Annotated in this window: 21 protein-coding genes; 9 read left to right on the forward strand and 12 right to left on the reverse strand. The window is 71.2% G+C overall.

Annotated features, from left to right (window positions below; translation table 11 throughout):
• Positions 1-17 precede the first annotated feature (17 nt).
• Positions 18-1613: a Na+/H+ antiporter gene (locus AB0K10_RS12445; protein ID WP_363682673.1), complete on the forward strand. Its 1596-nt coding sequence runs from the start codon at positions 18-20 to the stop codon at positions 1611-1613.
• A gap of 22 nt (positions 1614-1635) precedes the next feature.
• Here the strand turns inward: AB0K10_RS12445 and AB0K10_RS12450 are convergent, their stop codons facing one another.
• The 4 genes from AB0K10_RS12450 to AB0K10_RS12465 all read right to left on the reverse strand — a co-directional run bounded on the left by AB0K10_RS12450 (position 1636) and on the right by AB0K10_RS12465 (position 4296).
• Positions 1636-1938 (reverse strand): transcriptional regulator, encoded by a 303-nt coding sequence (locus AB0K10_RS12450; protein WP_363682675.1) that lies wholly within the window; start codon positions 1936-1938, stop codon positions 1636-1638.
• Between the two features lie 3 nt (positions 1939-1941).
• Positions 1942-2397, reverse strand: coding sequence for a hypothetical protein (locus AB0K10_RS12455; protein WP_363682677.1), 456 nt, complete (start codon positions 2395-2397; stop codon positions 1942-1944).
• Positions 2398-2534: 137 nt separating this feature from the next.
• The gene (locus AB0K10_RS12460) at positions 2535-3287 is read right to left on the reverse strand and encodes a GNAT family N-acetyltransferase (protein ID WP_363682679.1); all 753 of its coding nucleotides are present in this window, start codon (positions 3285-3287) and stop codon (positions 2535-2537) included.
• 4 nt (positions 3288-3291) lie between these two features.
• Entirely contained in the window at positions 3292-4296 is a 1005-nt protein-coding gene (locus AB0K10_RS12465) for a sigma-70 family RNA polymerase sigma factor (protein ID WP_363682681.1), read from the reverse strand.
• Between the two features lie 339 nt (positions 4297-4635).
• On the opposite strand from AB0K10_RS12465, the gene AB0K10_RS12470 reads away from it, so the two are divergent.
• The 3 genes from AB0K10_RS12470 to AB0K10_RS12480 all read left to right on the forward strand — a co-directional run bounded on the left by AB0K10_RS12470 (position 4636) and on the right by AB0K10_RS12480 (position 9874).
• On the forward strand, positions 4636-7464 hold the full coding sequence (locus tag AB0K10_RS12470; RefSeq protein WP_363682683.1) for a BTAD domain-containing putative transcriptional regulator: 2829 nt from the start codon (positions 4636-4638) through the stop codon (positions 7462-7464).
• Between the two features lie 167 nt (positions 7465-7631).
• On the forward strand, positions 7632-8840 hold the full coding sequence (locus AB0K10_RS12475; RefSeq protein ID WP_363682685.1) for an alcohol dehydrogenase catalytic domain-containing protein: 1209 nt from the start codon (positions 7632-7634) through the stop codon (positions 8838-8840).
• 119 nt (positions 8841-8959) lie between these two features.
• Positions 8960-9874, forward strand: coding sequence for a hypothetical protein (locus AB0K10_RS12480; protein WP_363682687.1), 915 nt, complete (start codon positions 8960-8962; stop codon positions 9872-9874).
• A gap of 157 nt (positions 9875-10031) precedes the next feature.
• Here AB0K10_RS12480 and AB0K10_RS12485 read toward each other — a convergent pair whose 3' ends face one another.
• The 4 genes from AB0K10_RS12485 to AB0K10_RS12500 all read right to left on the reverse strand — a co-directional run bounded on the left by AB0K10_RS12485 (position 10032) and on the right by AB0K10_RS12500 (position 13915).
• Positions 10032-10754, reverse strand: a complete 723-nt coding sequence (locus AB0K10_RS12485; protein ID WP_363682688.1) for a zf-HC2 domain-containing protein — start codon at positions 10752-10754, stop codon at positions 10032-10034.
• Positions 10751-11299 (reverse strand): sigma-70 family RNA polymerase sigma factor, encoded by a 549-nt coding sequence (locus AB0K10_RS12490; RefSeq protein WP_358110402.1) that lies wholly within the window; start codon positions 11297-11299, stop codon positions 10751-10753. The genes AB0K10_RS12485 and AB0K10_RS12490 overlap by 4 nt, the downstream gene beginning before the upstream one ends.
• 220 nt (positions 11300-11519) lie before the next feature.
• On the reverse strand, positions 11520-12098 hold the full coding sequence (locus tag AB0K10_RS12495) for a type VII secretion system-associated protein (RefSeq protein WP_363682689.1): 579 nt from the start codon (positions 12096-12098) through the stop codon (positions 11520-11522).
• Positions 12095-13915, reverse strand: a complete 1821-nt coding sequence (locus AB0K10_RS12500; protein WP_363682690.1) for a hypothetical protein — start codon at positions 13913-13915, stop codon at positions 12095-12097. The genes AB0K10_RS12495 and AB0K10_RS12500 overlap by 4 nt, the downstream gene beginning before the upstream one ends.
• Before the next feature lie 199 nt (positions 13916-14114).
• Here AB0K10_RS12500 and AB0K10_RS12505 point away from each other — a divergent pair, with 199 nt between their 5' ends.
• The gene (locus AB0K10_RS12505) at positions 14115-14420 is read left to right on the forward strand and encodes a hypothetical protein (protein WP_363682691.1); all 306 of its coding nucleotides are present in this window, start codon (positions 14115-14117) and stop codon (positions 14418-14420) included.
• Positions 14417-15088: a hypothetical protein gene (locus AB0K10_RS12510; RefSeq protein WP_363682692.1), complete on the forward strand. Its 672-nt coding sequence runs from the start codon at positions 14417-14419 to the stop codon at positions 15086-15088. The genes AB0K10_RS12505 and AB0K10_RS12510 overlap by 4 nt, the downstream gene beginning before the upstream one ends.
• A gap of 72 nt (positions 15089-15160) precedes the next feature.
• Here AB0K10_RS12510 and AB0K10_RS12515 read toward each other — a convergent pair whose 3' ends face one another.
• Both AB0K10_RS12515 and AB0K10_RS12520 read right to left on the reverse strand, forming a co-directional pair.
• Positions 15161-19558, reverse strand: coding sequence for an FtsK/SpoIIIE domain-containing protein (locus AB0K10_RS12515; RefSeq protein ID WP_363682693.1), 4398 nt, complete (start codon positions 19556-19558; stop codon positions 15161-15163).
• An 86-nt stretch (positions 19559-19644) separates the two neighbouring features.
• Positions 19645-19941, reverse strand: coding sequence for a WXG100 family type VII secretion target (locus tag AB0K10_RS12520; protein ID WP_007457407.1), 297 nt, complete (start codon positions 19939-19941; stop codon positions 19645-19647).
• 229 nt (positions 19942-20170) lie between these two features.
• On the opposite strand from AB0K10_RS12520, the gene AB0K10_RS12525 reads away from it, so the two are divergent.
• The 3 genes from AB0K10_RS12525 (at position 20171) to AB0K10_RS12535 (ending at position 22013) form a co-directional block, all read left to right on the forward strand.
• Positions 20171-20851: a hypothetical protein gene (locus AB0K10_RS12525; RefSeq protein ID WP_363682694.1), complete on the forward strand. Its 681-nt coding sequence runs from the start codon at positions 20171-20173 to the stop codon at positions 20849-20851.
• Positions 20852-20867: 16 nt separating this feature from the next.
• The gene (locus AB0K10_RS12530; protein WP_363682696.1) at positions 20868-21320 is read left to right on the forward strand and encodes a DUF4333 domain-containing protein; all 453 of its coding nucleotides are present in this window, start codon (positions 20868-20870) and stop codon (positions 21318-21320) included.
• A 177-nt stretch (positions 21321-21497) separates the two neighbouring features.
• Positions 21498-22013 (forward strand): sigma-70 family RNA polymerase sigma factor, encoded by a 516-nt coding sequence (locus AB0K10_RS12535; RefSeq protein ID WP_363682698.1) that lies wholly within the window; start codon positions 21498-21500, stop codon positions 22011-22013.
• A gap of 19 nt (positions 22014-22032) precedes the next feature.
• Here AB0K10_RS12535 and AB0K10_RS12540 read toward each other — a convergent pair whose 3' ends face one another.
• Together AB0K10_RS12540 and AB0K10_RS12545 are read right to left on the reverse strand one after the other, a co-directional pair.
• The gene (locus AB0K10_RS12540) at positions 22033-24153 is read right to left on the reverse strand and encodes a glycogen debranching N-terminal domain-containing protein (RefSeq protein ID WP_363682700.1); all 2121 of its coding nucleotides are present in this window, start codon (positions 24151-24153) and stop codon (positions 22033-22035) included.
• Positions 24154-24354: 201 nt separating this feature from the next.
• Positions 24355-25617, reverse strand: coding sequence for an MFS transporter (locus AB0K10_RS12545; RefSeq protein ID WP_363682702.1), 1263 nt, complete (start codon positions 25615-25617; stop codon positions 24355-24357).
• Positions 25618-25813: the final 196 nt, after the last annotated feature.

A 25813-nucleotide genomic window follows, 5' to 3' on the forward strand; every position in this document is an offset into this window, starting at 1 on the left:
CACCGAAGGACAGGGGAATGTCCAGCCTCGCACTTGTCGTCGTGGTGGGTATCGCCATCCTGGTCGGTACGGGCACCGCCCGTCGGCTCCGGATCGCCCCACCGGTACTGCTGCTGATCGCCGGCGTCCTCCTCGGGTTCGTGCCCGCGCTGCGCGTGGTGCACCTGCCGCCCGAGGCCGTCCTCCTGGTGTTCCTACCGCTGTTGCTCTACTGGGAGGCGTTCTCCTCCTCGTTGCGCGAGATCCGGCGAAACCTCCGGGTCATCGTGCTGCTGAGCACCTTTCTCGTGGTCGCGACGGCGGCCGGTGTGGCGGCGGCCGCGCACGCGCTCGGGCTGGCCTGGGGGCCGGCGTGGGTGCTGGGCGCCGCCGTCGCGCCCACCGACGCGACGGCGGTGGGCGTCCTCGGTCGGATGCTGCCGCGGCGCATCGCGACCACCCTGCGCGCGGAGAGCCTGGTCAACGACGGAACGGCGCTGGTGATCTACACACTGGCGGTCGGGATCACCCTGGGCGAGGAACACCTGAGCGCGGGTCGGGTCGCCGGGCTGTTCGCGCTCTCGTACCTCGGTGGCATCGCGTGCGGCGCGGCTGTCACGTTCCTCGTCCTGCAACTCCGTCGGCGGCTGACCGACCCGTTCCAGCACAACCTCCTCGCGCTGCTGACGCCCCTGACCGCCTACCTGATCGCCGAGGCGGCCGAGGTGTCCGGCGTCCTCGCGGCCGTGGTCAGCGGACTGTGGGTGGGTCGCGTCTCGCCGCGCCTGTTCCCCGGCAACGCCCGCCGGTACGTCCAGACCGTCATGGACTTCCTGACCACGCTGGCGAACGCCGCGCTGTTCGTCCTGGTGGGGCTGGAGGCGCAGTCGGCCGTCCGCGGGCTGGACAGCACCGGGCTGGCGCACGGCACGCTGGTGGCGGTCGTGGTCTGCGCAGTCATCGTCGCGGTGCGGTTCGGCTGGCTGTTCACCAGCCCGTACGTGATCCGGGCGATCGACCGCCGGCCGCAGCAGCGCGAACGACGACTGAGCGGACGGCCGAGGGCGCTCATGTCGGCGGCCGGTTTCCGGGGCGCGGTGTCGATGGCGGCGGCGCTGGCCGTGCCGCACACCCTTCCGTCCGGGGCGGAGTTCCCGGACCGCGACCTCATCGTCTTCGTCACGGCCATCGTGATCGCGGTGACCCTGCTGCTCCAGGCGCCGCTGATGCCCCGGGTCACGCGGTGGGCCGGCCTGGGCGCGGACGGGGAGGCCGAGCGGGAGCGCCGGCAGGCCGAGATCACGTCGATGGACCGGGCGCTGGCGTCCCTGCCGACGATGGCCGCCGACCTGGGCACGAGCGGTGCCGTGCACGAACAGTTGCGCACGGAGTACGACCGTCGCCTGCGCGTGCTGCGCGACAGCGACGCCACCTCCGGGCCGGACGAGGCCGCGGCCGACTACGAGCAGCAGTACGCCGATCTCCACCTGGCGGTCATCGACCACCGCCACGACACGGTCGTCCGGATGCGCGACGAGGGTGAGATCGACGACGAGGTGCTCCGCCGCGTCCAGGACGGCCTCGACCTCGAACAGGTCCACATGGCCCAGCGCCGCGACAACGACACCCGCTGACCGTCGGCCGGCGGACGGCCCTTCAGTCCGAGCCGTCCACGCGGGCGGCGATGTCACGCAGGGCGGCGACATGGGCGCTCAGGGCAGCCCGACCGGCAGTGGAGAGGTTGATCCAGGTCCGCGGGCGTTTGCCCACGTAGCCCTTGCGGACCTCGACGTACCCGCCGTCGCTCAACGTCGAGATCCGCTTGGACAGGGCGGAGTCGCTGAGCTCCACGGCGTCGCGGACGAACGCGAATTCGGCCCACTCGCTCCCCGCCAGCAGCGCCAGTATCGCCAGCCGGGTGGGATCGAGCAGGGCCGGGTCCAGCTTCGGGTCGGCCACGGGTCAGACCACGCGGGTGAGTACGCGGTGCTGCCACCACGGGCCCGCGGCGGCCAGCAGGACACCGATGAACAGGCCGATCCACAGCCAGACGTGCGGGACGTCCAGCGCGGTGGCGAGCGCAGTGCCGCCGATCAGCAGGGCCAGCACCAGCGCCGACCACAGCAGGGCCGCCGGGGCGGGGGAGATGCGGGGGCGCACCGGCCGGCGCAGCAGGGCTGCACCCCACCGGGTGTTGCCCGCCATGGAGAGGAGCAGCAGGAAGACGACGATGGTGAGGCCGTACGTGCGCAGGAAATCCGGATAGCTGTCGGCGAGGGCTCCGAAGGCCACGACGAAGACACCGGCTGCGAGCCACGTCCATCGGGACCGGCCGGCCGCCGCTGCCGTCTGGCCTCGGCGTCGGTCGACGTCCCGCAGGGCCTCGCGCGCCTCTTCGGGCGTTGGGGTGGTGCTCATCAGGCGACTCCTAGAGGCTATGGAAAGTACTTGCTCCTATGGAAAGTTAACACTCACTTTCCATAGGAGCAAGTACTTGCCGGCTGGTGGCGCTGCCGCCCGGTCCTGATGGACCCGAGCGGCAGCGCCGGGAAGACTCACTCCGGGAGTTGGTAGAGGCGATAGCGGGCGACGGTCTCGAAGCCGATCTGCCGATACACCGGCTCGCCCTCGCTGCTCGCCTGGAGCGTGACGATCCGCCGCCCGGACTCGCGGGTGAGGCGCAGCGCCTCAAGGGTGAGCGCGGTCGCGATGCCGCGCCGACGGAAGTCGGGGTCGGTGGCAATGCAGTACAGGGCGCCGATGTCGGTGCCGAGCGACAGGGTGCACGTGCCGACGATGCGGCCGTCGATCGTGCCCGCGAGGCGGAGCACGTCCGGGTAGGCGAAGTTCAGCTCCCGGTCGACGACGAGTCCGCGGTCGCCGGGGATGCCGAGCGGCCCGGCGTACGCCTCGACGTACTCCCGCAGCTCGGACGGGTCGACGGCGAGCCCGATCTGCAGACCGGTAGGCGCCTCGACCTCGGCCACGGTGGTCACGTCCACGGCCATGATGGGCATCTCGACGATCTGCTCCGCGCCGCGCTCGAGCAGGCCCTCGGCGGTGCCCTCATCGCTGTCCGCGCCCACCCACCAGCCCCAGTGCGAGCCGGTCAGGTGCTTCCTCGCCTCCGTGATCGCTTCGTCGAGCGGCCGGTCACGAACGCGGAGGACCGCGTTGAGCAGCGGGTGGGGAACGTCGGTGCGATAGATCGGCAGGTCGGTGTCGGGGTCGGCGCCCGCCCAGCCGCACCAGTACCGGCGGTTGGCGGCGAGTTGCGGTTCCAGGTCGTGGATGGAGTAGGTCTTCATACTCTCAGGACAGCGCTGGGCAGCCGGAAGTTCGATTCGGCGCGAAGAAAGTCTCCGGCCGGGCCGGACGCGGGGTGTGCAAAAGGCGCACCTCGCGCACCAGGCCGTCTTTCTCCCGCAGCAGCCAGGTCGCGCCGGGCGGGCAGTGGAACGGATCCTCCGGCGGGTTGATGAAGACGTTCTCCCAGATCGTGATGCCGGAGCCGGCCAGCACTCCGGTGATCTGGTGACTGACGCCGGATTCGTTGTCCTGCCGAATGACCGCGAAGAGTGCTTCTCGACCGATCGTCCGGGTGCCGTCCGGCCACCAGAAGACCATGTCCTCGGCCCAGCGCGCGGTCACCTTTGTCGGTGAGACGCCGTCGGCCACCGCCGACAGGATCGTCGCCGCCTCCTCGCGCCGCTCGGCGCGCAGAGCCCCGGTCCCGTCGTGCCGCTCGTCGCGTACGCGGGGAAGGATCTCGGCCAACTGCCGACGCGCCTCACTGAGGCGGCTGCGGACGGTACCGACTGGGGTCCCGCACAATTCCGCGATCTGCTCGTACGAGTTGTTCTCGGTGAAGTAGCGCAGCAACGCCACCGTCTGCGCGGCCGGCGACAACTGTTGCAGCCCGTACCAGACCCAGTCCCGCGTGGCGCTGCGCTCGATCCGGGCGGCCGGGTCGTCGAGCCCCGAGGCGAGCAGGTTCTCACCTGCCACTCCGACCGGGACGGGTACGCGTGAGCGGAGCAACGTCCGGCAGTTGTTGCGCACGATGGCGTGCAGCCACGGCCGTACGGCGCGGGGGTCACGCAGTTCACCGATCCGGCCGAACGCCGCGATGGCCGCGTCCTGACAGGCGTCCTGGGCGTCGGGCCCGGCACCCAGAATGTGGTGCGCCACCGCGAGCATGCCGGCGTAGTGACTGTCGAACAGCAACGCGAAGCTGCGCGGATCGCCCTGCTGGGCGCCCCGGACCAGCTGCGCCGTGTCGCTGGCGGACACGGATCCCGAGGTCAAGAGGAGCATGCCGGAACGCTAGCTCGCACGCGGTGAAAACTTTCTTCGGCGGATCGAACTTTCGTCCCGGTGGTCGCGTCTGCTGAGCATGCGTATCGAGACAGGGCCGGACCATGGCATCGCCGAACCGGTCGAAATGTGCCGTGTTCAGCCCCGACGTCGGTTCTGCCGGTCCCGGCACTCGCCCCTCTTCCACGCCGCACGGAAGAACTATGGATTCAGTAACTGTCAACTGGGCCTGCGCCAACGGGTGCGCGACGGGGCCGTGGCGTGATCGTGGCGAAGAGCGACGCCCGCCCCGGTCGGGCGGGGGAACCATCGTCCCCGGGTGGACCACGCCTGCAGGTCATGGGGCCGCTACGTCTTTGGCACGGCGAGAACGAGGTCGCCACGGGCCCGCGGCAGCAACGCCGTCTGCTGGCGGTTCTCCTGGCTCGGGAGGGACGACCCACCAGCACCAGCGATCTGCTGGATCTGCTGTGGGGCCCGCAGGCGCCGGCCAGCGCGGTGAACGTGATCCACAAGTACGTCGCCGCGCTACGCCGCCTGCTCGAACCTGATCTGCCGGCACGCGCCGCCGGTTCCTACCTCCTCCGGCACGGCAACGGATATCTCTTCGCGGCCGGGCCGGAGACGCTCGACCTCGTCGCGTTTCGCCGCGACGTGGCGGCGGCGCGGACCAGTCTGGGACAGGACAGCCCGCTCGACGCCCTCGATCACTACCTCGCCGCCCTGCGACGGTGCCACGGCTCGGCCGGGGACGACCTGGTCGACAGTGCCGCGGCGGCGGCGGTCCTCGCGGGCATCGACGGCGAGTTCTTCGACGCCGCCGTGGCGGCCGCCGCGGTGGCCGTACGCGTGCGGCAACCCGCCCGGGTGCTCGCCCCACTGCGGCTCGCGGCGGAAATGAGCCGGCTCAACGAACCGGTCCACGCGAGCCTCGTGACGACTCTCGCCGCGGCGGGCCAGCAGGCCGAGGCGTTGGCGGTCTACGGCGCGATCCGGACACGCCTCGACGAGGAACTCGGCATCGACCCCGGCTACCAGCTCCAGGACGCCCAGCGGCGAGCCCTCACCCAGACGGTGCTGCCACCCGCCGCGGACGTGGCCCCCGTGGTGTCCCGGCCGGTCCCGCTGATACGCCCGGCGCAGCTCCCGCCGGACCCACCCCTGTTCGTGGGCCGCGAATCGGAACTGCTGATCCTGCGTGACCTCACCACGGGGATGCGCGCCTCCGGACGGACCAGCCCGCTGGTGGTCGCGATGGACGGCATGGGCGGGGTGGGCAAGTCGACACTCGCCGCGCACTTCGCGCACCGAGTGGCCGAAGAGTTCACCGACGGGCAGCTCTACCTCGATCTTCAGGGTCACCTCGGCGAGGACGAGGGCGTGTCGGCCGACCGGGCCGTGCGCTCGCTCCTGCACATGGTGGGCGTGCCCGCCGCCGACGTCCCCGAGACGTTCGACGCGCGAGTCGGGATGTACCGCAGCCTGACGGCCGGTAAGCGCATCCTGTTCCTGCTGGACAACGCCCGCGACGCTGCCCAGGTGCGCCCGCTGCTGCCGAACTCGGCGCAGAGTCTCGTGCTCATCACCGGTCGGCGCGCGCTCGTCGGCCTCGCCGCGTTCGACGGCGCCCACCTGCTCCGGGTCGACGTGCCCGACCTCCCGACGGCCCGTCGGCTTGTCGAACGCCGGTTCACCGGCCTGCCGAACCGGTCGACCGGAGGCGTCGCGTGTGAGACCGCCGACGAGATCATCGAACTGTGCGGCCGGCTCCCGCTGGCACTGGCCATCCTGGCGGCCCGGATCGCCGCCCGCCCGCGATTGTCACTCGCCACGATCGCCGCCGAGCTGCGCGACGGCGCTCGTCGGCTCGAGGCGTTCCCGGGTGGCCGTGGCCTGAACGATCCGCGTACCGCCTTCTCGTGGTCCTACCGGCAGCTCACCCCCGGTGCCGCCCGGCTGTTCCGGCTCCTGTCGGTGGCCCCGCTGACGGGTGTCACGGCCGAGGTCTGCGTGAGCCTCGACGACCGCGACCCCGACCGCACGCGCGCGGAGCTTGCCGAGCTCATCGAGGCGGCCCTGGTTACCGAGCACGACGACGGGCGACTCACGTCGCACGTGCTCGTCAAGGCGTACGCCCAGGAGCTTTTCCAGGCCGAGGAGCCGGCGGCCGAACGACAGGCGGCGGTCAGCCGCCTGTTGCAGCACTACCTGCACAGCAGTTTCCAGGCGCAGGTGGTCCTGGACCCGAACCGGCCGCCCATCGCGCCACCAGCGCCGCTGCCCGGTGTGGTCGCCGAGCGGTCGGCCACGTACGACGAAGCCATCGCGTGGTTCGGGCGCCACCGGGAGGTGCTCAAGGAGGCGGTGCGTCTGGCCGCCGACGTCGGGTACGGCATCGTGCCGTGGCAGCTCGCCCTCACGATGCAGCAGTATCTCCAGTGGGCCGGCCGCTTCCAGGACTGGGAAGACGTCATGCGGGTTGCGCTGCGCGCGGCACGGGAGCGCCACGATGCCGTCGGGGAGGCGCATGTCCTGCGCAGCCTGGCCGGCGCTCGGCATTTCTTCGGGGCCCACGACGAGGCGCTCGGCCTGCTCGACGAGGCCGCGCGGATCTACCGGGACCGGGGTCTGCGGCTGGAACAGGCGCTGGTGCACAACAACTGTCATCAGGCGTTCAGCGCGCTCAAGCGGCACGACCGCGCCCTCGACCACAGCGTGCGGGCGCTGTCTCTGTTCCGCCTCCTCGACAACCGTCGGGGCGAGGTGTCCAGCCTGTTGTTCAGCGGAAAGTCGCTCACCGCCCTGGGGCAGGTCGAGGAGTCGGCCCAGGCGCTGCGCGAGGCCCTTGAACTCAACCGGCGGAGCGGACGCGCCCACGAGGAGAGCGAGATCCGCAGCGCGATCGCGGACAACCTGGCCGTGACCGGACGTGTCGGCGAGGCGGTCGCGCAACTGGAGCTGGCGGCCGACGCGGCGCGACGCGTCGGGGACCGGCCGTCGCAGTTCGAGGCGTTGCGGCAGATGGCCGATGTTCTCCTCGCCGCCGACGATGAGCCCGGGGCGCAGCGGGCGTTCGAGCGGGCTCGTGCGGTGCTACGCGAATTGCAGGACGGCGGCACCGACGGCATGCGCGCCTCGGTCACCCGGCTCGCCGCGAAACTCGGGTGACCGGACCGGTTACAGGGGTGATTGACGGACGCGTTGTCACGCGCCGGAGTTGGCCACGCGGCGGTCCGCTCGCTTTTCGGGGCGGGTTTGCCGTGCCGGGGTCGGGGAAGCCCGAGTTCTCGTACGAGGCCCACAGCGCCCCGGGATCGGTCCGGATGGGAGTGCACATGAAGGCTGTCGTCTATCACGGCATCGGCGACATTCGAGTCGACGATGTGCCGGAGCCCCGCATCGAACAGCCCACGGACGCGATCGTCCGGATCACCACGGCGGCGATCTGCGGCACCGACCTGCACTTCGTACGCGGCACGATGTCCGGGATGAAGCCGGGGAAGGTGCTCGGCCATGAGGGCGTCGGGGTGGTCGAGGAGGTGGGCGCGCAGATCCACAGCTTCAAGCCGGGCGACCGGGTGGTGATCTCGGCGGTGCTGGGCTGCGGATCCTGCGGCTACTGCCGCCGGGGCCTCTTCGCGCAGTGCGACAACGCCAACCCGTACGGGCCGCGCTCCGGCACCGCCTCGTTCGGCTCACCCGAGGCGCAGGGCCCGTTCAACGGCTTGCAGGCCGAGTACGCCCGGGTCCCCTTCGCGCACACCAACCTGATCCCCCTTCCGGAGAACGTCACCGAGGCGCAGGCCATCACGCTGTCCGACATCTATCCGACCGGCTACTTCGGGGCGGTGCTCGCGGACGCCAGTGACGGCAAGATCGCCACCGTCTGGGGTTGTGGCCCGGTGGGTCAGTTCGCCATTCTCTCTGCGTACCAGCGCGGCGCGTCCCGGGTGATCGCTATCGACGGGCACGCGGACCGGCTGGAACACGCCCGTCGCCGGGGGGCCGAGGTGATCAACTTCAACGAGGTCGATCCGGTCGAGGCGATCATGGAGTTGACCAACGGGATCGGAGCCGACTGCGCCATCGACGCCGTCGGAGTGGACAGCGAGAGCCCGAAGTCCGGGCCCGCCGCCGGTCGGGACGACGAGCGCAACGCCGAGGATCAGCGCAAGATCTCCCCGAATCTCGACAGCCAGGGCCAGGATGGGCACTGGAAGCCTGGTGACGCGCCGAGCCAGGCGCAGACCTGGGCGGTCGAGAGCCTCGCGAAGGTGGGCACGCTCGGGATCGTCGGGGTCTACCCGCCCACCGACAGGTACTTCCCGATCGGCACCACCATGGCGCGCAACCTGACCGTCCGCGCCGGCAACGGCAACCATCCCAGGTACATCCCCAAGCTGGTGGCCATGGTCGCGTCCGGTCAGGTCCGTCCGGAGGACGTCGTGACCGAGCACGAGCCGCTCACGGACGCGATCGGGGCGTACCGCGAGTTCGATCTGCGCAGCCCCGGCTGGCTGAAGGTCGCCTTGCAGGCCACCTGAGCCCATGTGCGACGACGGCGGCGACACCGAGCCTGAACCGATCGCGGACCTGCTCCGTGTGAGTGGCGAACGGCTTCCGGACCTCCTGGGAGCCGGGTGATCGCTGGAGAATCCCGATGATGCGCAACCACGTGACTCCCCTCATCGCCGTGCTGGCCGTCGGCGCGGCGACGCTCACGGCGTGCGGCTCGAGCCAGGTGCCGCCAGGTCCGGCCCGGGCCGCCGACCTGAGCGGCAGCCCGGCGGCGTCCCCGACGGGCGGGGCCGGCGTCGCCCTCCTGTCCGGCACCGCGAAGTCCAACAACGCGGCGGCCGGCACCGGTGACTGGGCGACGCCCAACGGTGGGGTCGCCACCGGAGACGCCCGCGAATCCGCACAACGGTGGGTCCAGGTGACGGCGGGTAGGGCGGGCAAGCTCGACCCGGTGGTGGTCAACGGCGCCGGACTGACCCTCTACCGCTTCGACAAGGACAGCAACAAGCCGCCGGTCTCGAACTGTGCCGGCGACTGCGCCACCACCTGGCCGCCTGTCACCGTCGCGTCCGCCGGCAAGATCTTCGTCGCGGGGGTCAAGGCGGCCGACGTCGGTACGATCCCGCGCCCGGACGGCAGTCGGCAGGTCACCATCGGCGGTTGGCCGGTCTACCGGTTCGCCAAGGACACCAAGCCGGGTGACACCAACGGCCAGGGCGTCGGGAACACCTGGTTCGGCGTGACCGCGACCGGCGGGAAGGCCGGCGTGTCCGGTGGCGAGCAGTCCGCGCCGGACGCCTCGCCCGCGCCGCCGGCCACCAGCGCGGTCCTCTTCGACGACCCCGACTTCGGCGACGGCGCCGGCTCGCAGGGCGTCGCCGGCACCGGCTGTCGGAACCTGAGCCGGCCGGGCGTCTCGTCGTCCGTGGCGGCACCCGGCTCGCTCAAGCTCTGGGCCGGCCCGGACTGCACCGGCCGCTCGAAGGTGATCAACGGGGATGTCGCGGACCTGGGAACTGTCGACTTCGACAACGCGGTCGTCTCGGTCCGCCTGGGCTGACCCGGGACGGCACGCCTCGCGCCGGCTCAGCCACTGGCTGGGCCGGCGCGCCGCTGTCCGCTGGCCGCCGGGCCCAACGAAAACGCGGCCCGGGGCCGCGTTCGTCGGCGTTCGGCTGTCCGCTCGCCCGCCGGACCGGTGTGGCGGGCGGCCGTCGCTAGAACGTCGCGCTGACGTACGCCATGCCGTCGGTGGTCTCCACCCGGACGCTGTCGATCTCGGCCACGTCGATCAGGGCGCTGCCGTCGAGGGTGACGCCCTCGGCGGCCCCGCGCTCCGACACCAGCCAGCTGCCCGCCAGCACCGTGCCGCCGTCCCTGCCGACGATCAGCAGGCGGCAGCGTCGACCCTGCGGAATGCCGGAAACCGTGGCGCGGACGCGTACCCAGCCGGTGGCCGGCTGCACGGCCACGGCCAGGCGAGCCCCGGTGCCCGGGTCGGAGGCGCTTGTGGAACGGGCCGGACGGTCGGCCGCGCTGCTCGGGGACGCCGGCTCCGGCTGTGCGGTCGCGTCCTTCGCCGGGTCGTTCGCGGGACCGAGGACCACACCGCCGAGGACCGCGGAGGCGACGACCGCCGCCGCGACACCGGTCAGCGCGTGCCGGCGGCGCCGCTGGTCGCCGGCCTCGCCGCGGATCTGTCGCAGGGTGCGCTGCCACAGGAGATCGCCGTCCTCCGGCGGGCCGTCGAGCAGCATCACGTCGGGTACGTTCTCGAGCGCGTCCGCCCACGTCCGCAGCGACTCGACCTCGGCCCGGCACTGGGCGCAACCCGCCAGGTGCTCCTCGGCTCGGCGGGTCGCCTCCGGGTCGAGTGCCCCCAGCAGGTAGCCACCGATGTCCAGCTGATCTGCGTGCGGCGATGAGCTGTCGGATGTCATGAGGCAGGCCGTTCCACCCCGGCGGGACGCTCGGCGAGATCGCGGAGTGCCCGGAGTGCGTAGTAGGAGCGTGACTTCACGGTGCCCGGCGGGATCCCGAGTGCCTGGGCGGCTTCCGCGACTGTACTCCCGCGTAGATATACCTGCTCAAGCACCTGACGGTGTTCCGGGGACAGGCGACTGAGCGCGTCCGTCACCACGATCGAGGTCACCACCTGGTCGGCGTGGTCACGTTCGACAGCCGTCTCCGTCGGACCCTCCGGCACCTCGGGCGGCCGCGCGTTGCGGGCTCGTACGGTGTCGGTCACGATGTTGCGGACGACAGTCAACAGCCAGCCGCGCACCGAGCCCTTGCCGTTGACCAGGCTGTCGGGGTGACGCCAGGCGCGCACCAGCGCCTCCTGGACGACGTCCTCCGCGGCCGCGCGGTCCCGGGTCAGCTGTGTCGCGTAAGCGAGCATCGCGCGTCCGTGCTCCTCGAATATGGACCGGACCAGTGCCTCGCCTGCCACCTCGCGCCGACGAACAGGTCCCGATCCCGCCATAACTACCACCCTTTGCTGACCCTTGCGTCGCCGGCGTTGTCGCCGAATGCCCACGGGTCCTCAGGATGCACGTGCCGATCTCCGCGCTTGTTGATCTACAGAGGATTTGTCTGTTGACCCACGTCGTGGCCGAATCGAGATGTTGACGGCCGCCATTGTGTTCTCGGCGGCCCGCCCCGCTGGGCTCGGACGACACGTCCGAGCCCAGCGCGAGGCGGCGTTACCGGGTCGACGGCGACGCTTCGCCGCCCCGCGGGTCGCTCTTGACGACGACGTCCCGCAGCGCGTCGGCGAACAGGCGCATGGCACGGTGCCCGCCCGGATTCAGCAGCACGTCGACGCCGTCCGGCAGCAGCGTCAGCAACTCGTCCAGGTCGACCTGCCGCCAGCCGGCCGCGTCCACCCGGGCCTGGTCCGCGGCGCCGGTCGCGACGAGCACACAGGGGATGCCGTCCGGCGCCGGCGCCACGATGACGTCACCCACGCTGTCCAGTGCGACGTCCACCAGGCTGTCCCGCAGCGCCAGGAGCACCGCGTCGACACCGGCGCGACCGGTGGCGACAAGCCTCGCCGCGGCGTCCACCGGACTCGTGGGCGCGTCCGGATCCTCCGGCTCGTACAGGGGGTTGGGCGTGAACCGGCCGACGGCGCCGTCCGGCTCCACCGGCCAGCCACCGACGATGGCCTCCACCGGTGGCACCTGCGCCGTGTCCGCGTCCTCGTCGGCGGGCTCGGTCCACCCCGCGTCCGTCAACAGCATCCAGTTCCGCTGGCGTACGCCCTCGTCCTGCTCGTTCATGAACTCGCCCCCTCGGTGTTCGGATTGATGCGTCTGAATTTGCCGCCGTTCTCCACCGCCAACGTCGCGATGTTTCCGCCCTTGGCGGTCAACAGCCCGTCCACGTCCACGCCCTCGGTGGTCACCACCGTCTCGTTCGCCGCGAAGATCCGCCGCTGGCTGCCGAGATCGCGCATGGCGTTGGCGAAGTCCTGCCCCCCGGTGCCCGCGGTGTTGCCGAAGTTGCAGGAGATCATGGCGATCGATTTCCCCGGGTCCGAGGCGGAGTTGCTGGCCTTGAAGATCTCGTTGTGATGCAGGACCTTCGCGAACTGCCTGCCCGAAACGTGCAGCACGGCGCCGTTCTTCAGCCGCACCGCGGCGCCGTTCGGGTTGCCGTGCGCGATGACCAGGGTGGGCTCGCTCTTGAGTCGGGCCCAGGGCGCGATGTCGAACTTGTTGTTCGCGAAGTTGGTCTCCTTCCCGGGCAGGCGTCGGATCGCCTTGGTCCCGGGTTCGGCGATCGTCCCGCCGATGTTCCTGCCGAAGGCGAGGTTGGCGTCGGTCCGGGCCCAGCTCGTGAAGCTGTCGTTGTCGGTGGCCCTGCTCGGGAAGAGCACACCGATCTGTTTCCCGTTGTTGTCCACCAGCGGGGTGGATTCGACGTCCGAGGCGTGGAACGTCTTCAGGTGCCCCTTGCTGTTCTGGCCGAGGATGAGTGTCGGATCGTTCGCCTGCTTCTTCCGGGCGTTCTTGAGATCCCGGGCGAACCGTAGGTCGAACAACTTGTCGTCGATCCGGTTGAACACACCCTTGATGGCCTTGCCGATGCCGACCTCGGTGACCTTCGCGTCGATGCCGCGACCCGGTGCGGCGGCGGCGCCTCCGGTGACCTCCCTGGTGCTGTCCTTGATGCCGTCGGCAATCTTGCCGGGGCGTACCTTGCCGAGCTTGCTGGCGATCTTGATGACCCGGCTGACGAGTCGACCGCCGGGGACCAGGCCGAGCGCCAGCCCACCGGCGGCGAGGGCGATCTCGGCCGGGTCACCGCCGACCGCGGCCGAGGCGAGGTCGATGGCGCCGGACAGGAAACCGATCGCCGAACCCAGGGGCGGGAAGATGAACGACGCGACCACCGAGAGCACGTCCAGGACCGTGGTGATCCACTCGATCACCGTGCTCCGGAGGAAGTCGACGAACGCGTGGAACGCCTCGGCGATCTTGTCCCAGAGGGACCGTTGCGGCGCGTCCTTCGCCAACTGGCGCAGCGTCTCGGCGGCGGTCCGCGCGGCCTGGTCGCGCAGGGCGGTCGCCTGGCCGAGCAACGCCTTCGCCCCGTCCAGCGACTGTCGGGCGTCGGCGGCCCGGCTCCGGGCGGCGTCGGCGTCGTCGGTGACCTGGTCCTTCGCGTCCGGGGTGGTCGCGGTGTCGGCGTTCAGCGCGACGAGCGCGGACACCGCGGACGCGACCGCCGCCTGGGCGGCGCTCTGGTCCCCGGCCGCCTGGCGGGCCTGGTCGAGGGCGCGCAGCGACATCGTCTGCGCCTCCTCAAGCGACGGCAGATAACGGAGGTACGCGTCAGCCGCGCTGGCGTAGGAGTTCGCCATCCCGTCCAGCCGGCCGGGCAGCTTGCCGATCAGATCCCGGAAGGCGTCCATCGCCTTGCCCTGGCCGACATCGATCTGACTTCCGGACGCGAGCAGGTCGTGCGCCTCCTGGGTGGTTCTGGCCAGCTCCTGGTACGCCCTTGTGATCTCCTCGAAGGACTCGGGATCACCCGGCACGGGATCTGAGTCGAGCTGCAACACGGACCACTCGGCGTCGCCCGGACGCGTCATGACGAACCTCCCCATCGCATCGTCAGGCCGGCGCCCGAGCCATCCGCCGGGAGCCGAGTCGCACACGTAGCCGGCGGGAGATCGGTTCACCGGCTGAACCGCACCGGCCGCCGATCCGTGTACGGCGCAGTTGCCGTGACGGTCTGGAGGGTGCGGAGATGAGCGAACGGAATGGCAGGCCGGCGGGGGAGTGGGCGCGATGAGCGTGATCCACGTTCCCGGCGCGGAGCTGGAGCGCGTCCACGAGCTGTTGCGCCGCACGAAGGAGCTGATGGACGGCACGGCGGTCCGGTCGATGGGCTCGGTGGTCGACACGCTCGGGCAGCGCAACCTGGAGGATGCCGCCCACAGTTTCGAGAAGCGGTGGGGCGACGGCCGGCACGTCGTGGCCAAGGACCTCGAAGGGGTACGCGACGCCGCCAAGGCGGTCGCCGACGCCTTCCGGGAGACCGACACGCAGACGGTCGACGCGTTGACGGCGCCGGCTGAGGGGGCGGCAGCGTGAGCGCGACGGACACCCACGCTCCCGCTCCGACCCCTACCGGGTTCGAGCTGCGTACTCCCGAGGCCTGGGTCGATTTCTCGACGGCCGACGAGGCGAGTGAGAACCGACTGGGCGACGAGGCCCGGGGGCACGCCCTGGCCGGAGGCTTCACCGCGGACCAGGCGGGCCGGTACGCCGAGCAGGTGCGCCGGTCGGTGCGCGAGGCCCGGCGCTCGGGCGCGGTCCACGCGGCCGGCGTCTTCCAGCTGTACGAGGACGGTCCGCTCACCGCGACGGTGCTCGTCGCGGTGGCCACTCCGCCGGCCAACGGCGACATCCTCGGCGCGCTGACAGCGGTGGGGCAGCCCGCCCGCGCCGACGGGACCTGGCGGCGGGTGACCACCGCGGTGATTCCCGGGATCGGCACGGTCGGCCGGGTGTACGGCATCCAGAACGTCGCCCAGGACGGCGCGACGATGCGGTGCGCGGTGATGCACACGGTCGTGCCGATGCCGGGCTCGGCGGACGTCGTGGTGGTCACCGGATCGAGCCCGAACCTCGCGGAGGCCGAGGAGATCTTCGAACTCTTCGGCACGATCACCGAGACGCTGACGTTCACCTGGGACGACGAGCTTCCGGCGCTGACCGCCCGCGCGGAGTCCACGGGGGAGTCCTCGGCGGACGCGTGACCCGGCGAGACAGGTCAGGGGGACACCGCGATCCGGTGTCCCCCTGACCGTTTCCGCTACGGCCCGCCTACCTCACTCCTGGGCCGCCGCGGCCCGCGGCTCGGCCACGTCGGGCGTCACCAACGCCCGAAGCGCTGCCGGATCGGTCCGAGGCACCTGCACCAGGCGGACGGTGCCGTCGCCCAGGTGCAGCAACGCCCGGCCCAGACGTCCCACGCCGAGCTGGCCACGGCTCAGCTTGGCGCCGATGAGCTCTCCGTCGCCGAGGCCCTGAGGGCTGAGCAGCGCACCCTGCCGGTTGCGTCGGGCGTCGACGTGCCAGCCGCCGAAGCCGCCGGACAGTCCGTCGATGGTGCCAGCCATGATCAGCCCGAGGCCCCGCTCGGTGCCGGCCCGCGCGATCTCCCCGAGGTCGCTTCCCGCATCGCACTTGAGCAGCAACTCGGCGTCGTCCAGCACGACCACTGCCGGCCCGTTCCGGTCCTTGAGCGCCGCCGCCAGTCCGGCGGAGGTGAGGTTCTCGCTCGCCACCAGGTCGAGCACCCCCGGCAGGCCGGCCAGTTCGCGCAGTGGTGATCTGCGGGGTGCCGCCACGACCACAGGCGTCCCCCTGCGCAGCAGGTCCGCGACCATCGTCAGCAGCGCGGTGCTGCGACCCGAGCGCGGCGGCCCGGCCAGCACCAGGCTCGGAATGACGGACAGATCCGGCCCGAGCGCGGCGAGTTCGTCGCCACCGACCCCCACCATCGTCCACAGTGGCCCAACGGGCTGGGAGAGCGCCTCGGTGTCCGCCAGGGTCAGCTCGTCCGGCAGCACGTCGATCCGGAACGGGCGACCGGCGGCCACGAGGTCCCTGTCCCGCTGCCGGGCCGCCTCGGCGATCTCGACGAGGACGCGCGCCTGACCCTGACCGGACACATCGTCGCCGAGCAGCGCGATCTGCGCCTCGGCGCCGTCGGACGTCCGGATCGCCCGGCCCGCCTCGATCTCGTCCGGCAGTTGCCGGTGGTTGATGCCGACCATGCTGTAGTCGCCGCGTTCGGTCAGCCGCAGCACCAGCTTGTCGTCGGTGGTGGACGAGATACGGCTGGAGAACATTGCCCGGTCGCCCGCGAGCACCACGTGGATGCCCGCCCCGGCGCCCTCCCGCAGCAGCGTCAGCAGACCGGCCATGATCGTGCCGTTGTCGTAGTCGGCGAAGGTCTTGTCGAAGACCTCGAAGCGATCCACGAGCAGCAGGATGTGTGGCGGTCGCTCGCCCTCGGCCACAGCGGTCCGGTACTCCACCATGCTCGCCGAGCCGCTGGCGGCGAGCAGTTGCTGCCGTCGGCCCAGCTCCGCGACGAGGCGGGCGAACAGCCGACCGAGCCGTTCCGCCTCGGTGCGCTGCACCACCGCCCCGCAGTGCGGCAGGCCGTTGAGGGCGAGCAGTGCCCCGTTGCCGCAGTCCACCCCGTAGAGGTGGACGTCCGCCGCCGAGTGGACGCGGGCGAGTGCGCCGCTGATGGTTCGCAGCGTCTGCGATCGGCCGCTGCGCGAGGAGCCGACGATGTGCAGGTGCCCGAGCGTCCCGAGGTCCAGCGCCAAGGGCACCTGGTCCTGCTGCGCGGGAAGGTCCACCAGCCCGTACGCGACCGCCGGGAGGTGGTAGTCGCCGGCGCGGGCCGGCGGCAGCGCGTCCACGGACAGCTTCGCCGGCAGCGCGGGCAGCCAGGGGCTGTGCTGCGCCGGAATGGCGAGCCGTTCACTGGCATCCCTGATCGCCGCCACGAGCACCGCGAGGTCGGTCAGTTCGGCGGACGGTTCCGCCTCGCCGCTGCGACGGCGAGGCGCCGGGCGGCCGAGATCCGGCCAGGAGAGCGGCGCCAGCCACGGCGCCGGCCGGGCGGTGGTGCGCGCGCCGGGGCGGAACCCGCCGACCCGTCCCGCCTGGAACGGCACCAGCGACGACTGGGCGAGACGGACGAAGGCGCGGCCGGGCGTCGACTTCGAGATCGAGGCCGCGTCCGGGGCGTTCAACACGTCCTGGCTCTCGCTGCTGTCGGTGACCCGCAGGGCGATGCGTAGGTTGGTGTTGGCCCGGATCTCCGGCGACACCACGCCACCCGGCCGCTGGGTCGCGAGCACCAGGTGGATGCCGAGCGACCGGCCCCGCTGCGCGATGTTGACCAGACCGGTCACGAAGTCGGGCAGATCACGAACCATCGACGCGAACTCGTCGATCACGATGAGCAGCCGCGGCATCGGGATGCGCGACGGCTCACGACGCAGGAGTTCGACGTAGTCGTCGATGTCCTTCGCCCCGGCCTCGGCGAGGATGTGCTCGCGTCGCCGCAGCTCCGCCGAGAGGGAGGTCAGCGCCCGACTCACCAGGTGGGTGTCCAGGTCGGTCACCATGCCGACCGTGTGTGGCAGGAGGACGCAGTCCTTGAAGGCGCTGCCACCCTTGTAGTCGACAAGGACGAACGTCATCGCGTCCGGTCGGTTGGCGACGGCGAGTGAGGCGACGAGAGTCTGCAGCAGCTCCGACTTGCCGGAGCCTGTGGTGCCGGCGACCAGACCGTGCGGTCCGTCGCGTTTCAGGTCGAGGGCGAACGGCCCGTCCAGCGACACCCCGAGCACGGCCTCGGTGGTCCGCCCGCCGGAGGTCCACCGCGCCGTCACGGCGTCCGGCTCCGGCGGTTCCATTCCGAGTACGTCGAGCAGCCGGCTCGCGCCGGGCAGGGCGCTCTCCTCGTCGGCGCCACCGATGTCCCGCAACGGAGCCAGCGCCCGCGCCACCCGACTCAGCCACTCGGCCGAGACGACGTCCGGGTGGATGTCGTCGATCGGCGCGGCGAGGGTCTGCGTCACCAGCAGTGATCCGTCGGGCTGCTGGGCGATGACCGCCTGGCACTCCTCGGGCAGCAGCCGCTCCTCGGCGTCCACGCAGATGGCGTACACGCCGACCGACGGTCCCTCCCGCAGGATCTGCGTGACGCCGGGCAGGGACCGCAGCTTCCGTGCCCCGTCGAGCACCACGAGGATGTCGCGAAACGCCCCGTCGGCCCGCTCGCCGGAGCGGGCCGAGATGATCGTCACCAGTTCGCCGACCCGGCGGGCCAGTGTCGGGGTGTCGGTGCCGACGGTGGCGAGGGTGTCCTGACCGTCGCGGGGCCGCAGGTGGGGCAGCCAGCCGGCCCACGCCCAGCCCTGCTCGTCGTCGGCGCCGCAGAGCAGGTAGATCTGCAGGTCCTCCGGGCTGTGCAGGGCACCGGCCTGGGTCAGCATCCACCGGGCCGTCGTGCGCGCGATGGCGCCCCCGGCCACTCCCACGACGCCGTGCTTGCGTACCGGCACGGTCGCCGGCACGTCGAGGGCGAGCCATCGGACCTCGCGCCGGTTCTCGTCCTGGCTCAGGTCCCGCAGCACCACCTCGGACGGCAGGTCCGCGCTGCCGACCCGCAGCTCGAGGAAGTCGGGGTCGGTGCGGCGTCGCTCCCAGAGCCGACGCTGCGGCCCGACGGCGATCAGCGCCAGCGACGCCGGGTCGGGGAAGTTGTTCCGGCGGGCCAGCCGTTCGGTGGTCAGCGCCTCCTGCGCCTCGCCGCTGATGCGCGCCTTCTTCTTCTCGTACTCGGCGAGCCGTGAGCGGTACGTGGCCCGGCCCTGTCGGCGGGCGCCGATCTGGCCCGCGACCAGCACCAGCGGCGACAGGATGGCGAAGAGCAATGTGAGCGGGTTGCGGGTGACGACGAACGCGGCGCCGGAGAGCAGGACCGGCGCCAGCACGGTGATCAGCGTGAGCGGCCGCCGCTCGGGCGGCGCCGGAGGCCCGGGGAGGGTGAACTGGGTGGTCCGCGCGGCGGGCAGCAGTCGTGGCGGTCGGTTGTAGTCGAGGCCGGTGCGGTCCTCCGAGATCTGGAGCGCGGCCTCGTCCCGAACAGGGCGACGAAGCTCCAGCAGGGACGAGCCCACGGCGAGTTGCGCGCCGGGCGCCCAGACAGGCTCGTCCTCGACCTCCACCCGGTCGAGCAGCAACCCGGGCCCGATCGGGTGCAGCCGGCACTCGCCGTCCTCGCTCACCAGAACCCGCGCGAGCGCGGGAGCGAGCGGGTCGTCGTTGAGACGTACGTGGTCGTCGTCGGTGACGCCGAGGGCGTGCTCACCGACGTCGAGCGGGAACAGGCTGCCGGCGCCCAGGCCGCTGACGACCCGGATCTCCAGCGGGCTCGGCGGTCGCGGCGGCGACACGGGTGCCGGGCGGTCCAGTTCGAGCACGCTGCCCTGCCACAGCGGCGCGTCGGCGAGGGTGAGCCCGGGATCTAGCGGAGCGCCGGCGACGAACAGCGTCGGCGGTCGGCCGCCGGGTTCCGGACGGCGCTGGGCCAGCACCTCGGCGAGCTCCGCGACTGTGGAGTCGAGGGCGGCCTCGACCTGGTAGTCGGTGGCAGGGGTGGACTGGTCCGTCACGGTGAGCAACAGGCGCACGCGTATCTCCTGGTCGGATGATCCGTCGGGAACACGGCTGGGGCCGCGTGGTGAGTGCGCACCACGCGGCCCCGACCGTTCGTTCGTCAGCGGCTGAGGCTGGCGGCGGTCTGCGTGTCGGTCTCGGAGAAGGCGTCGCTGACCTGCGTGAGGTACTGGCTGATGCCCTCCATGCCGTGCAGGGTCTGGTCGACGCTGCCCTTGTACTCCTCGAAGTACGGCCCGAACTGCTGCTGCGCGCCCGGGGTGTTGTAACCACCCTGGATCAGAGTGTCGATCTTGCTCTTGGCCTGGGTCATCCCGTCCAGCAGGGTCTGCATGTTCTGCTGCAGCCAGCTCGCGGACTCCTGGATGTCCTCACTGACGATGTGATACGTGGCCATGTCGCCCTTCCTTGTCCTGGGTCGATGGTTCGGCGAGGCGTTCCCCTCGTGGACCGTCTTGCGCCGATGCCGCCACCCACACGGATGCGCGCGCCATCCGGTTCAGGGCCCGGTGGATTCCGTCGCGTGCCCGGTCCGCTGGCGACGCTGAACCGTTTCGTGGGGTCGTCCGTGTGGGTGCCGGACCGGTGCAGCAGCCCGGTCCACACCGAGCACGAGGAGAGCGAACATGGTGGAGAGAGCGCGGGTCGCGATCGCGGCGATCGGTCTGGCGGCATTGGCCGCGTGCGGGGACACCACGGGCGCGGGCGCCACCGCGACAGCGCCGCCCCCGGTACCCGCGCCGACGGCATCGGCCAGCGCGAGCACCGAGCCGACCCCGCAGGTGATCGAGGTCAGCCCGGTTCCGAAGCCGACGGTGGCGAAGACCCAACGGCGGGTCCAGATCTTCAGCGGACCCTCCGACGTTCCCGTTCCGAGTGCTCCGGACCGCGGCCGGGGTGTCTCCGTGGTGCAGTTGCGGGCCACGAACCAGGCCGACATCGGCACCTACGTCGCGGACGGCCGGGGCATGACGCTCTACCGGTTCGACAAGGACTCGGCGAAGCCGCCGAAGGCGACCTGCGCGGGCGACTGCGCCAAGACCTGGCCCCCGGTGCTCGTCTCGTCGCCCGGCCAGATCTACCCGGACGGCGTCGACCCGCAACTCGTCGGGTACGTCGAGCGGGCCGACGGCACCTGCCAGGTCACCATCGCCGGCTGGCCGGTCTACCGGTTCGCCAGGGACACCGCGCCCGGCGACATCCGGGGCCAGGGAATCGGTGGCACCTGGTTCGCCGTCGCCCCGACCGGTGACCGGACGAAACCGCTACCGGAGGTGGTCACCGTTCCGACCCCCACCGCCCGTTGAGCCCGAGGAGTCGACGATGAACCCAGACGGCGCGCCCGACAGTCCCACTGCCATCGGCACCGGCGGGGCGGCCCTGCTGGTGCCCCGCTGGAAGCCGGCGCCCCCGCCGCACTGGGGGCCGGCCACGGCCGCGTCGGCGGCGCGCCGGTGGCGGCGTCCCTCCCGGAAGCTCGCGGTGGCCATCGCGGTCCCGGTCGTCCTACTGATCACCGCGGGGACGGTCCTGGCCGTGGCCCGGCCCGACCTCCCGCGGCACAGGGTCCTCGACACCGCGGTCCTGCAACGGCAGGTGCTCGCCGTGCTTCGTGCCGACTACCGGCTCAACGCGGACACCGTCGCCTGTCCGGTCGACCAGCCGGTCATCGAGGGGCACCGGTTCACCTGCACGGCCCAGGTCGACGGGGCGACTGTCACGACCTGGGTGACGGTCCGGGCGAGCGGGCAACTCGACGTGGCACGCCCCCGGTAGTCCGCAGGGGACTCGGCGTACGCCCGGGGCCTGGCGCATCCCGGTAAGAGTTCGTCACGAGGCTGGTAACTGGCGGACCGTAGCGTCAGGGCTCGGGCCCATCGCCAGTGCCGATCCCGAGGGGTGTCGGTGGCGGGGCTGCTCGTACACCCTCTCGCGGAGGAACAGGCACCAGCAATGACAACCGCTGACCACACCTGTGCGGGCACCGGTCGACCTCCCGCACTGGACCAGTTGATGTCCGAGCACGGCGGACCGCTGCTCACCTTCGTCGAGACGGTCGTGACGGATCATCACCTTGCCGAGGACATCGTGCAGGAGACCTTCCTCCAGGCGTGGCAGCACGGCAGGCGCCTCCCCTTCGGTCCGGTTCCGATTCGTGACTGGCTGATGGGGGTGGCGCGGGAGCTGGCTGTGACGTCGCTGCGGGAGGTCGCCCTCCAGCGCGAGACGACCGAGCCGGAGATCGACGTCGCCCAGCCCGATCACGCGGACGCCGCCGTCGCCACGGCCGAGGCGATCACGCTGTTGCGGCGGTTGCCCGACGAGCATCGCGCGGTGCTCCTGCACACCTACCTCGCGGGACGGACGACGTACCAGACTGCTCGTGTGCTCGGGGTGCCGGTCCGCACGGTCCGGTCCCGGCACCACGACGCGCTGTTCACTCTGCGCACGGGCAGCCCGCAGCCCTGACCAACGGGGGTGCCGCAGCTCAGGCGGGGGAGCGCGGGCGCGAGCCGGACGCGTCGACGGTCCGCCGCGCGCCGTGCACGGTGACGCCGGTCAGCCGGATGTTCCCCAACACCTCGGGGAGATGCGGATCGGTGCGGAGATCGCCGTCGCGGACATCGAGGCCGAGCATCGCCCGCAGCAACAGCAGCGGGGTGCCGCTGGCCCAGGCCTGGGGGTTGCAGGCGGTGGGGTACGGCACGGGCCGCCGTCCGAGCGATCGGTCGTACCCGGAGAACGCCTCGGGCAGGCGGTAGTCGAAGTGGGCCGCCGCCTCGAGCATCGCCATCGCGATGCGGTTGGCCGCATCCCGGTGGCCGTAGCGGGCGAGCCCGGCGGCGATGATCGAATTGTCGTGCGGCCACACCGTGCCCAGGTGGTAGCCGATGGGGTTGTACCCGGTGTCCTCGGTGGACAACGTCCGGACACCCCAGCCGGAGAACATCGCGTCGGACATCAGCTGCCGAGCCACCACGCTGGCCCTCTCGGGCGGGACGATCCCGCTCCACAGCAGGTGGCCCATGTTCGAGGTCATCGAGTCGATGGGCCGCTTGTGCGCGTCGAGGCCGATCGCGTAGTAACCGCCGCGCCCCGGCAGCCAGTAGTCTCGGTTGAACCGCTCACGCAGATCGGCTGCTTCGCCGCGCAGGCGTCGCGCCAACGGGGCGTCGGCCCACGGCCCGTCGGCGAGTTCCGCGGCGCGGAGTTTGGCGTCGTAGGTGTAGCCCTGGATCTCGCAGGTGGCGACCGGTAGGTCGGGCAGGCTGCTGTCGGCGAACTGCACACCGTCCGGTGAGTCGCGCCAACACTGGTTGCGCATGCCGCCCGGCGAGCGAGTGGCGTACTCCACGTAACCGTCGCCGTCGCGGTCCCCGAATTCGTCGATCCACCGCAGAGCGGCGTCGGCGTTGGGCCGCAACTGCCGTACCAGCGCGTCGTCCCCGGTCCATCGCCAGTACTCGGAGAGCAGGATGAGCCACAGCTGGGTGGTGTCGTTCGAGCCGAAGCAGGGGCCGTACGGCATGACGCCGAGCTGCGTCAGCTCACCCGAGCGGAACTCGTGCATGATCTTCCCGGGTTCCTCGTCGCTGAAGTTGTCGACGGCGGTGCCCTGGTGCGCGGCGAGCGTCACCAGCGCACCCCGCGCGACGTCCGGTCCACAGCTGATGCTCTGGTAGGCGGTGATCAGCGTGTCCCGCCCGAACACGGTCAGGAACCAGGGCATGCCGGCTGCCAGCAGGACGACCTTCGCGCCGTTGATCTCCTTGACGATGCGCATCGACACCAGGTCGGCGGCGGTCTTGTGGTAGACGTTGCGCAACAACTCCGATTCCGCGCTGAGGTCCGGCTTGTTCGCCGTCCACCGCGACGCCGCGTCGTCGGCGCCGGGGTCACGTGCCTCGCCGAAGGCGCGGCTGGCCGGTTGGTAGTCCGCACCCTGACAGTTCAGCAGCACGCGCAGTTCGCAACCCCAGGTGTCACCTCGCCCCAGGTGCACGTCCCAGACCAGTGCGTCGCCGTCGACCTGCTCGGCGGGTGGGTTGGCCTCGACCGTCGTGCCGGCGGACCAGTGCGAGTTCTGGTAGGAGAAGAGCAGGGCCGAGCCGTCCGGTCGATGGGTTCGCCTGATGTCCGCCCGCCTGCTGCGTCCCGCTCGCTTGATCTCGAAGAGGTCGGCGAAGTCCACGCCGACATCCAACCGCAGGCGTACGCGGACCGGCTCCACGCCGAAGTACTGCACCGTGATCCGCTCGTACATGCCGTCTCCGACGAATCGTTCCCGCCGCACGCCGATGCTGTTCGCCCGCATTCCCCGCAGCTCCGGATTGGCGAGGAAGAACGCCGCCGAATAGGCGTCGACCGCGCCGGCGCTGAGCACGAGCGGGGCGAGTCCGTCGAGGGTCATCTGCCAACGGCTGAGATAGCGGGTGTCGTCGTGCACCAGGCCGGCGATGGAGTCGCCCGGCACGTCACCTGTCGAATTCGACAACATGAACGTTCGGCCCTCGAATATGCCGACGGAGTCCGAACCCAGTTCCGGGGGCATGTCGCGGTTGGCGCCGCCGTGAACCTGATCCTGTTGCTGCGTCGGCCGAGAATTCATGGCACCCGCACCTCCCCCGTTTGGGCCTGTGTCAAAGTCCTCGGTCGAGCCGGGCCCGCCGCAGGCCGGCCACGGGCTCTGGCTTTGACACAGACGCTAGGCAGGGGGCGGCCCCGCCGGGCACGCTCGCAGTCTATGGCTCGAAAAGAGGGCCTCGCTGCGATATCGAAGGGCTGTGCCGGCGGCGATCCGGGCAGCCGATCATGCCGGTGTGCGTGCGGGCGTGACGCCTGTCTTTTTCCGGCCCACAGTGGTGAGGTAGAGGATCAGACCCGCGGTGGTGAGGACGAATCCCGCCCACACCGTGGAGAGGGTTCCCCATCCGGCGCCGAGGGTGACGGCACCACCGATCGCGCCTAGCGAATTGGCGAGATTGAGGGCGGTCAGGTTGAGGGCACCCATGAGGGTGGGCGCCTCGGGTGCGAATTCGGTCAACCGCACCTGGATGGTGGGAATGGCGAACATCATTGTCGCTCCGACGCCGAACAGCGCCGGCAGGAGGATCAGGATCTCGGTACCGAAGAGTCCGATGGCCACGAGGAGCACCAGGACGTAGCCGAAGCCGTAGATCAGCGGGCGGCTGCCGTGCCGGTCGGCGGCCTGGCCGCCGAAGTAGTTCCCGAACGCCATGCCGAGGCCGAAGACGGCGAGGGCGACGGGGATGAGCGACGGGCTCTCCCGCGCCGCGTCGGTGATGAACGGCCCGATGAAGGTGTAGACGGCGAAGATGCTGGAGATGCCGAGCGCCGCGACCGCGACCATGAGCCAGACGTGGAGTCGTCGGAGTGCGCCGAGTTCGTGTTTTACGGAGCCGCCGCGCAGGTCGTCGGTGCGGGGCAGCCACGCCAACAACGCCGCGCCGGCCAGCAGACCCAGACCGATGACCGTCCAGTAGGTGGCGCGCCATCCCGCGTGCTGGCCGACGAGGGTGCCGAGCGGCGAGCCGAGCACGGTGGCGACGGTCAGGCCGCCCATCACGGTTGCGAAGGCCCGTCCACCCTTGCCGGGGCCGTACACGTAGGCGGCGACGACCGCCCCGGCGCCGAAGTAGGCGCCCTGCACGCTCCCGGTGATGAAGCGGAAGACGACGAGGGTCGCGATGGTCGGGGCCAGGGCCGAGAGGACGTTGCCGACCAGGAAGAGGGCGATCAGGCCCAGCAGGAGGGTACGGCGGTTGGCCCGGGCCGCGAGGAGCGTGATCGCCGGCGAACCGATCATGACACCGAAGGCGTACGCGCTGATGGCGTAGGTGGCGACCGGTATGGACGTGTCCAGGTCGGCGGCGAAGAGTTGGATGATCCCGTTGCTGCCGAACTCGCCGGTGCCGATGGCGAAGGTGCCCAGGGCCAGTGCGAACAGGGTCGGCCCTTTCCGGCGACCCGGCCCCGCGGCGGCCCGCTGGGGTTCGTACGCCTGGTCGGGCTGAGCCGGAGCGAGTTGGGTGCTGCTTTCTGACGCGGTCATGGAGCCTGTCCTCGATGGGGGAATCCGTCCAGACACATCCTGACCACAGGCAGTTGACAAATACTGAAATAGGAATGATGCGCTCCCGAATCGGACAATTGCCCGGTCCTTGGAACATAACGCGGTGGGTTTATGCCGCTGCTCGGGCGCTGTTTCGCCGGTGTCCGTTTCGCCGTGACCATCGGCTCGTTCGGCG

Origin of the sequence: Micromonospora sp. NPDC049274 (assembly GCF_040678875.1) — a bacterium.
GTDB lineage: Bacteria > Actinomycetota > Actinomycetes > Mycobacteriales > Micromonosporaceae > Micromonospora.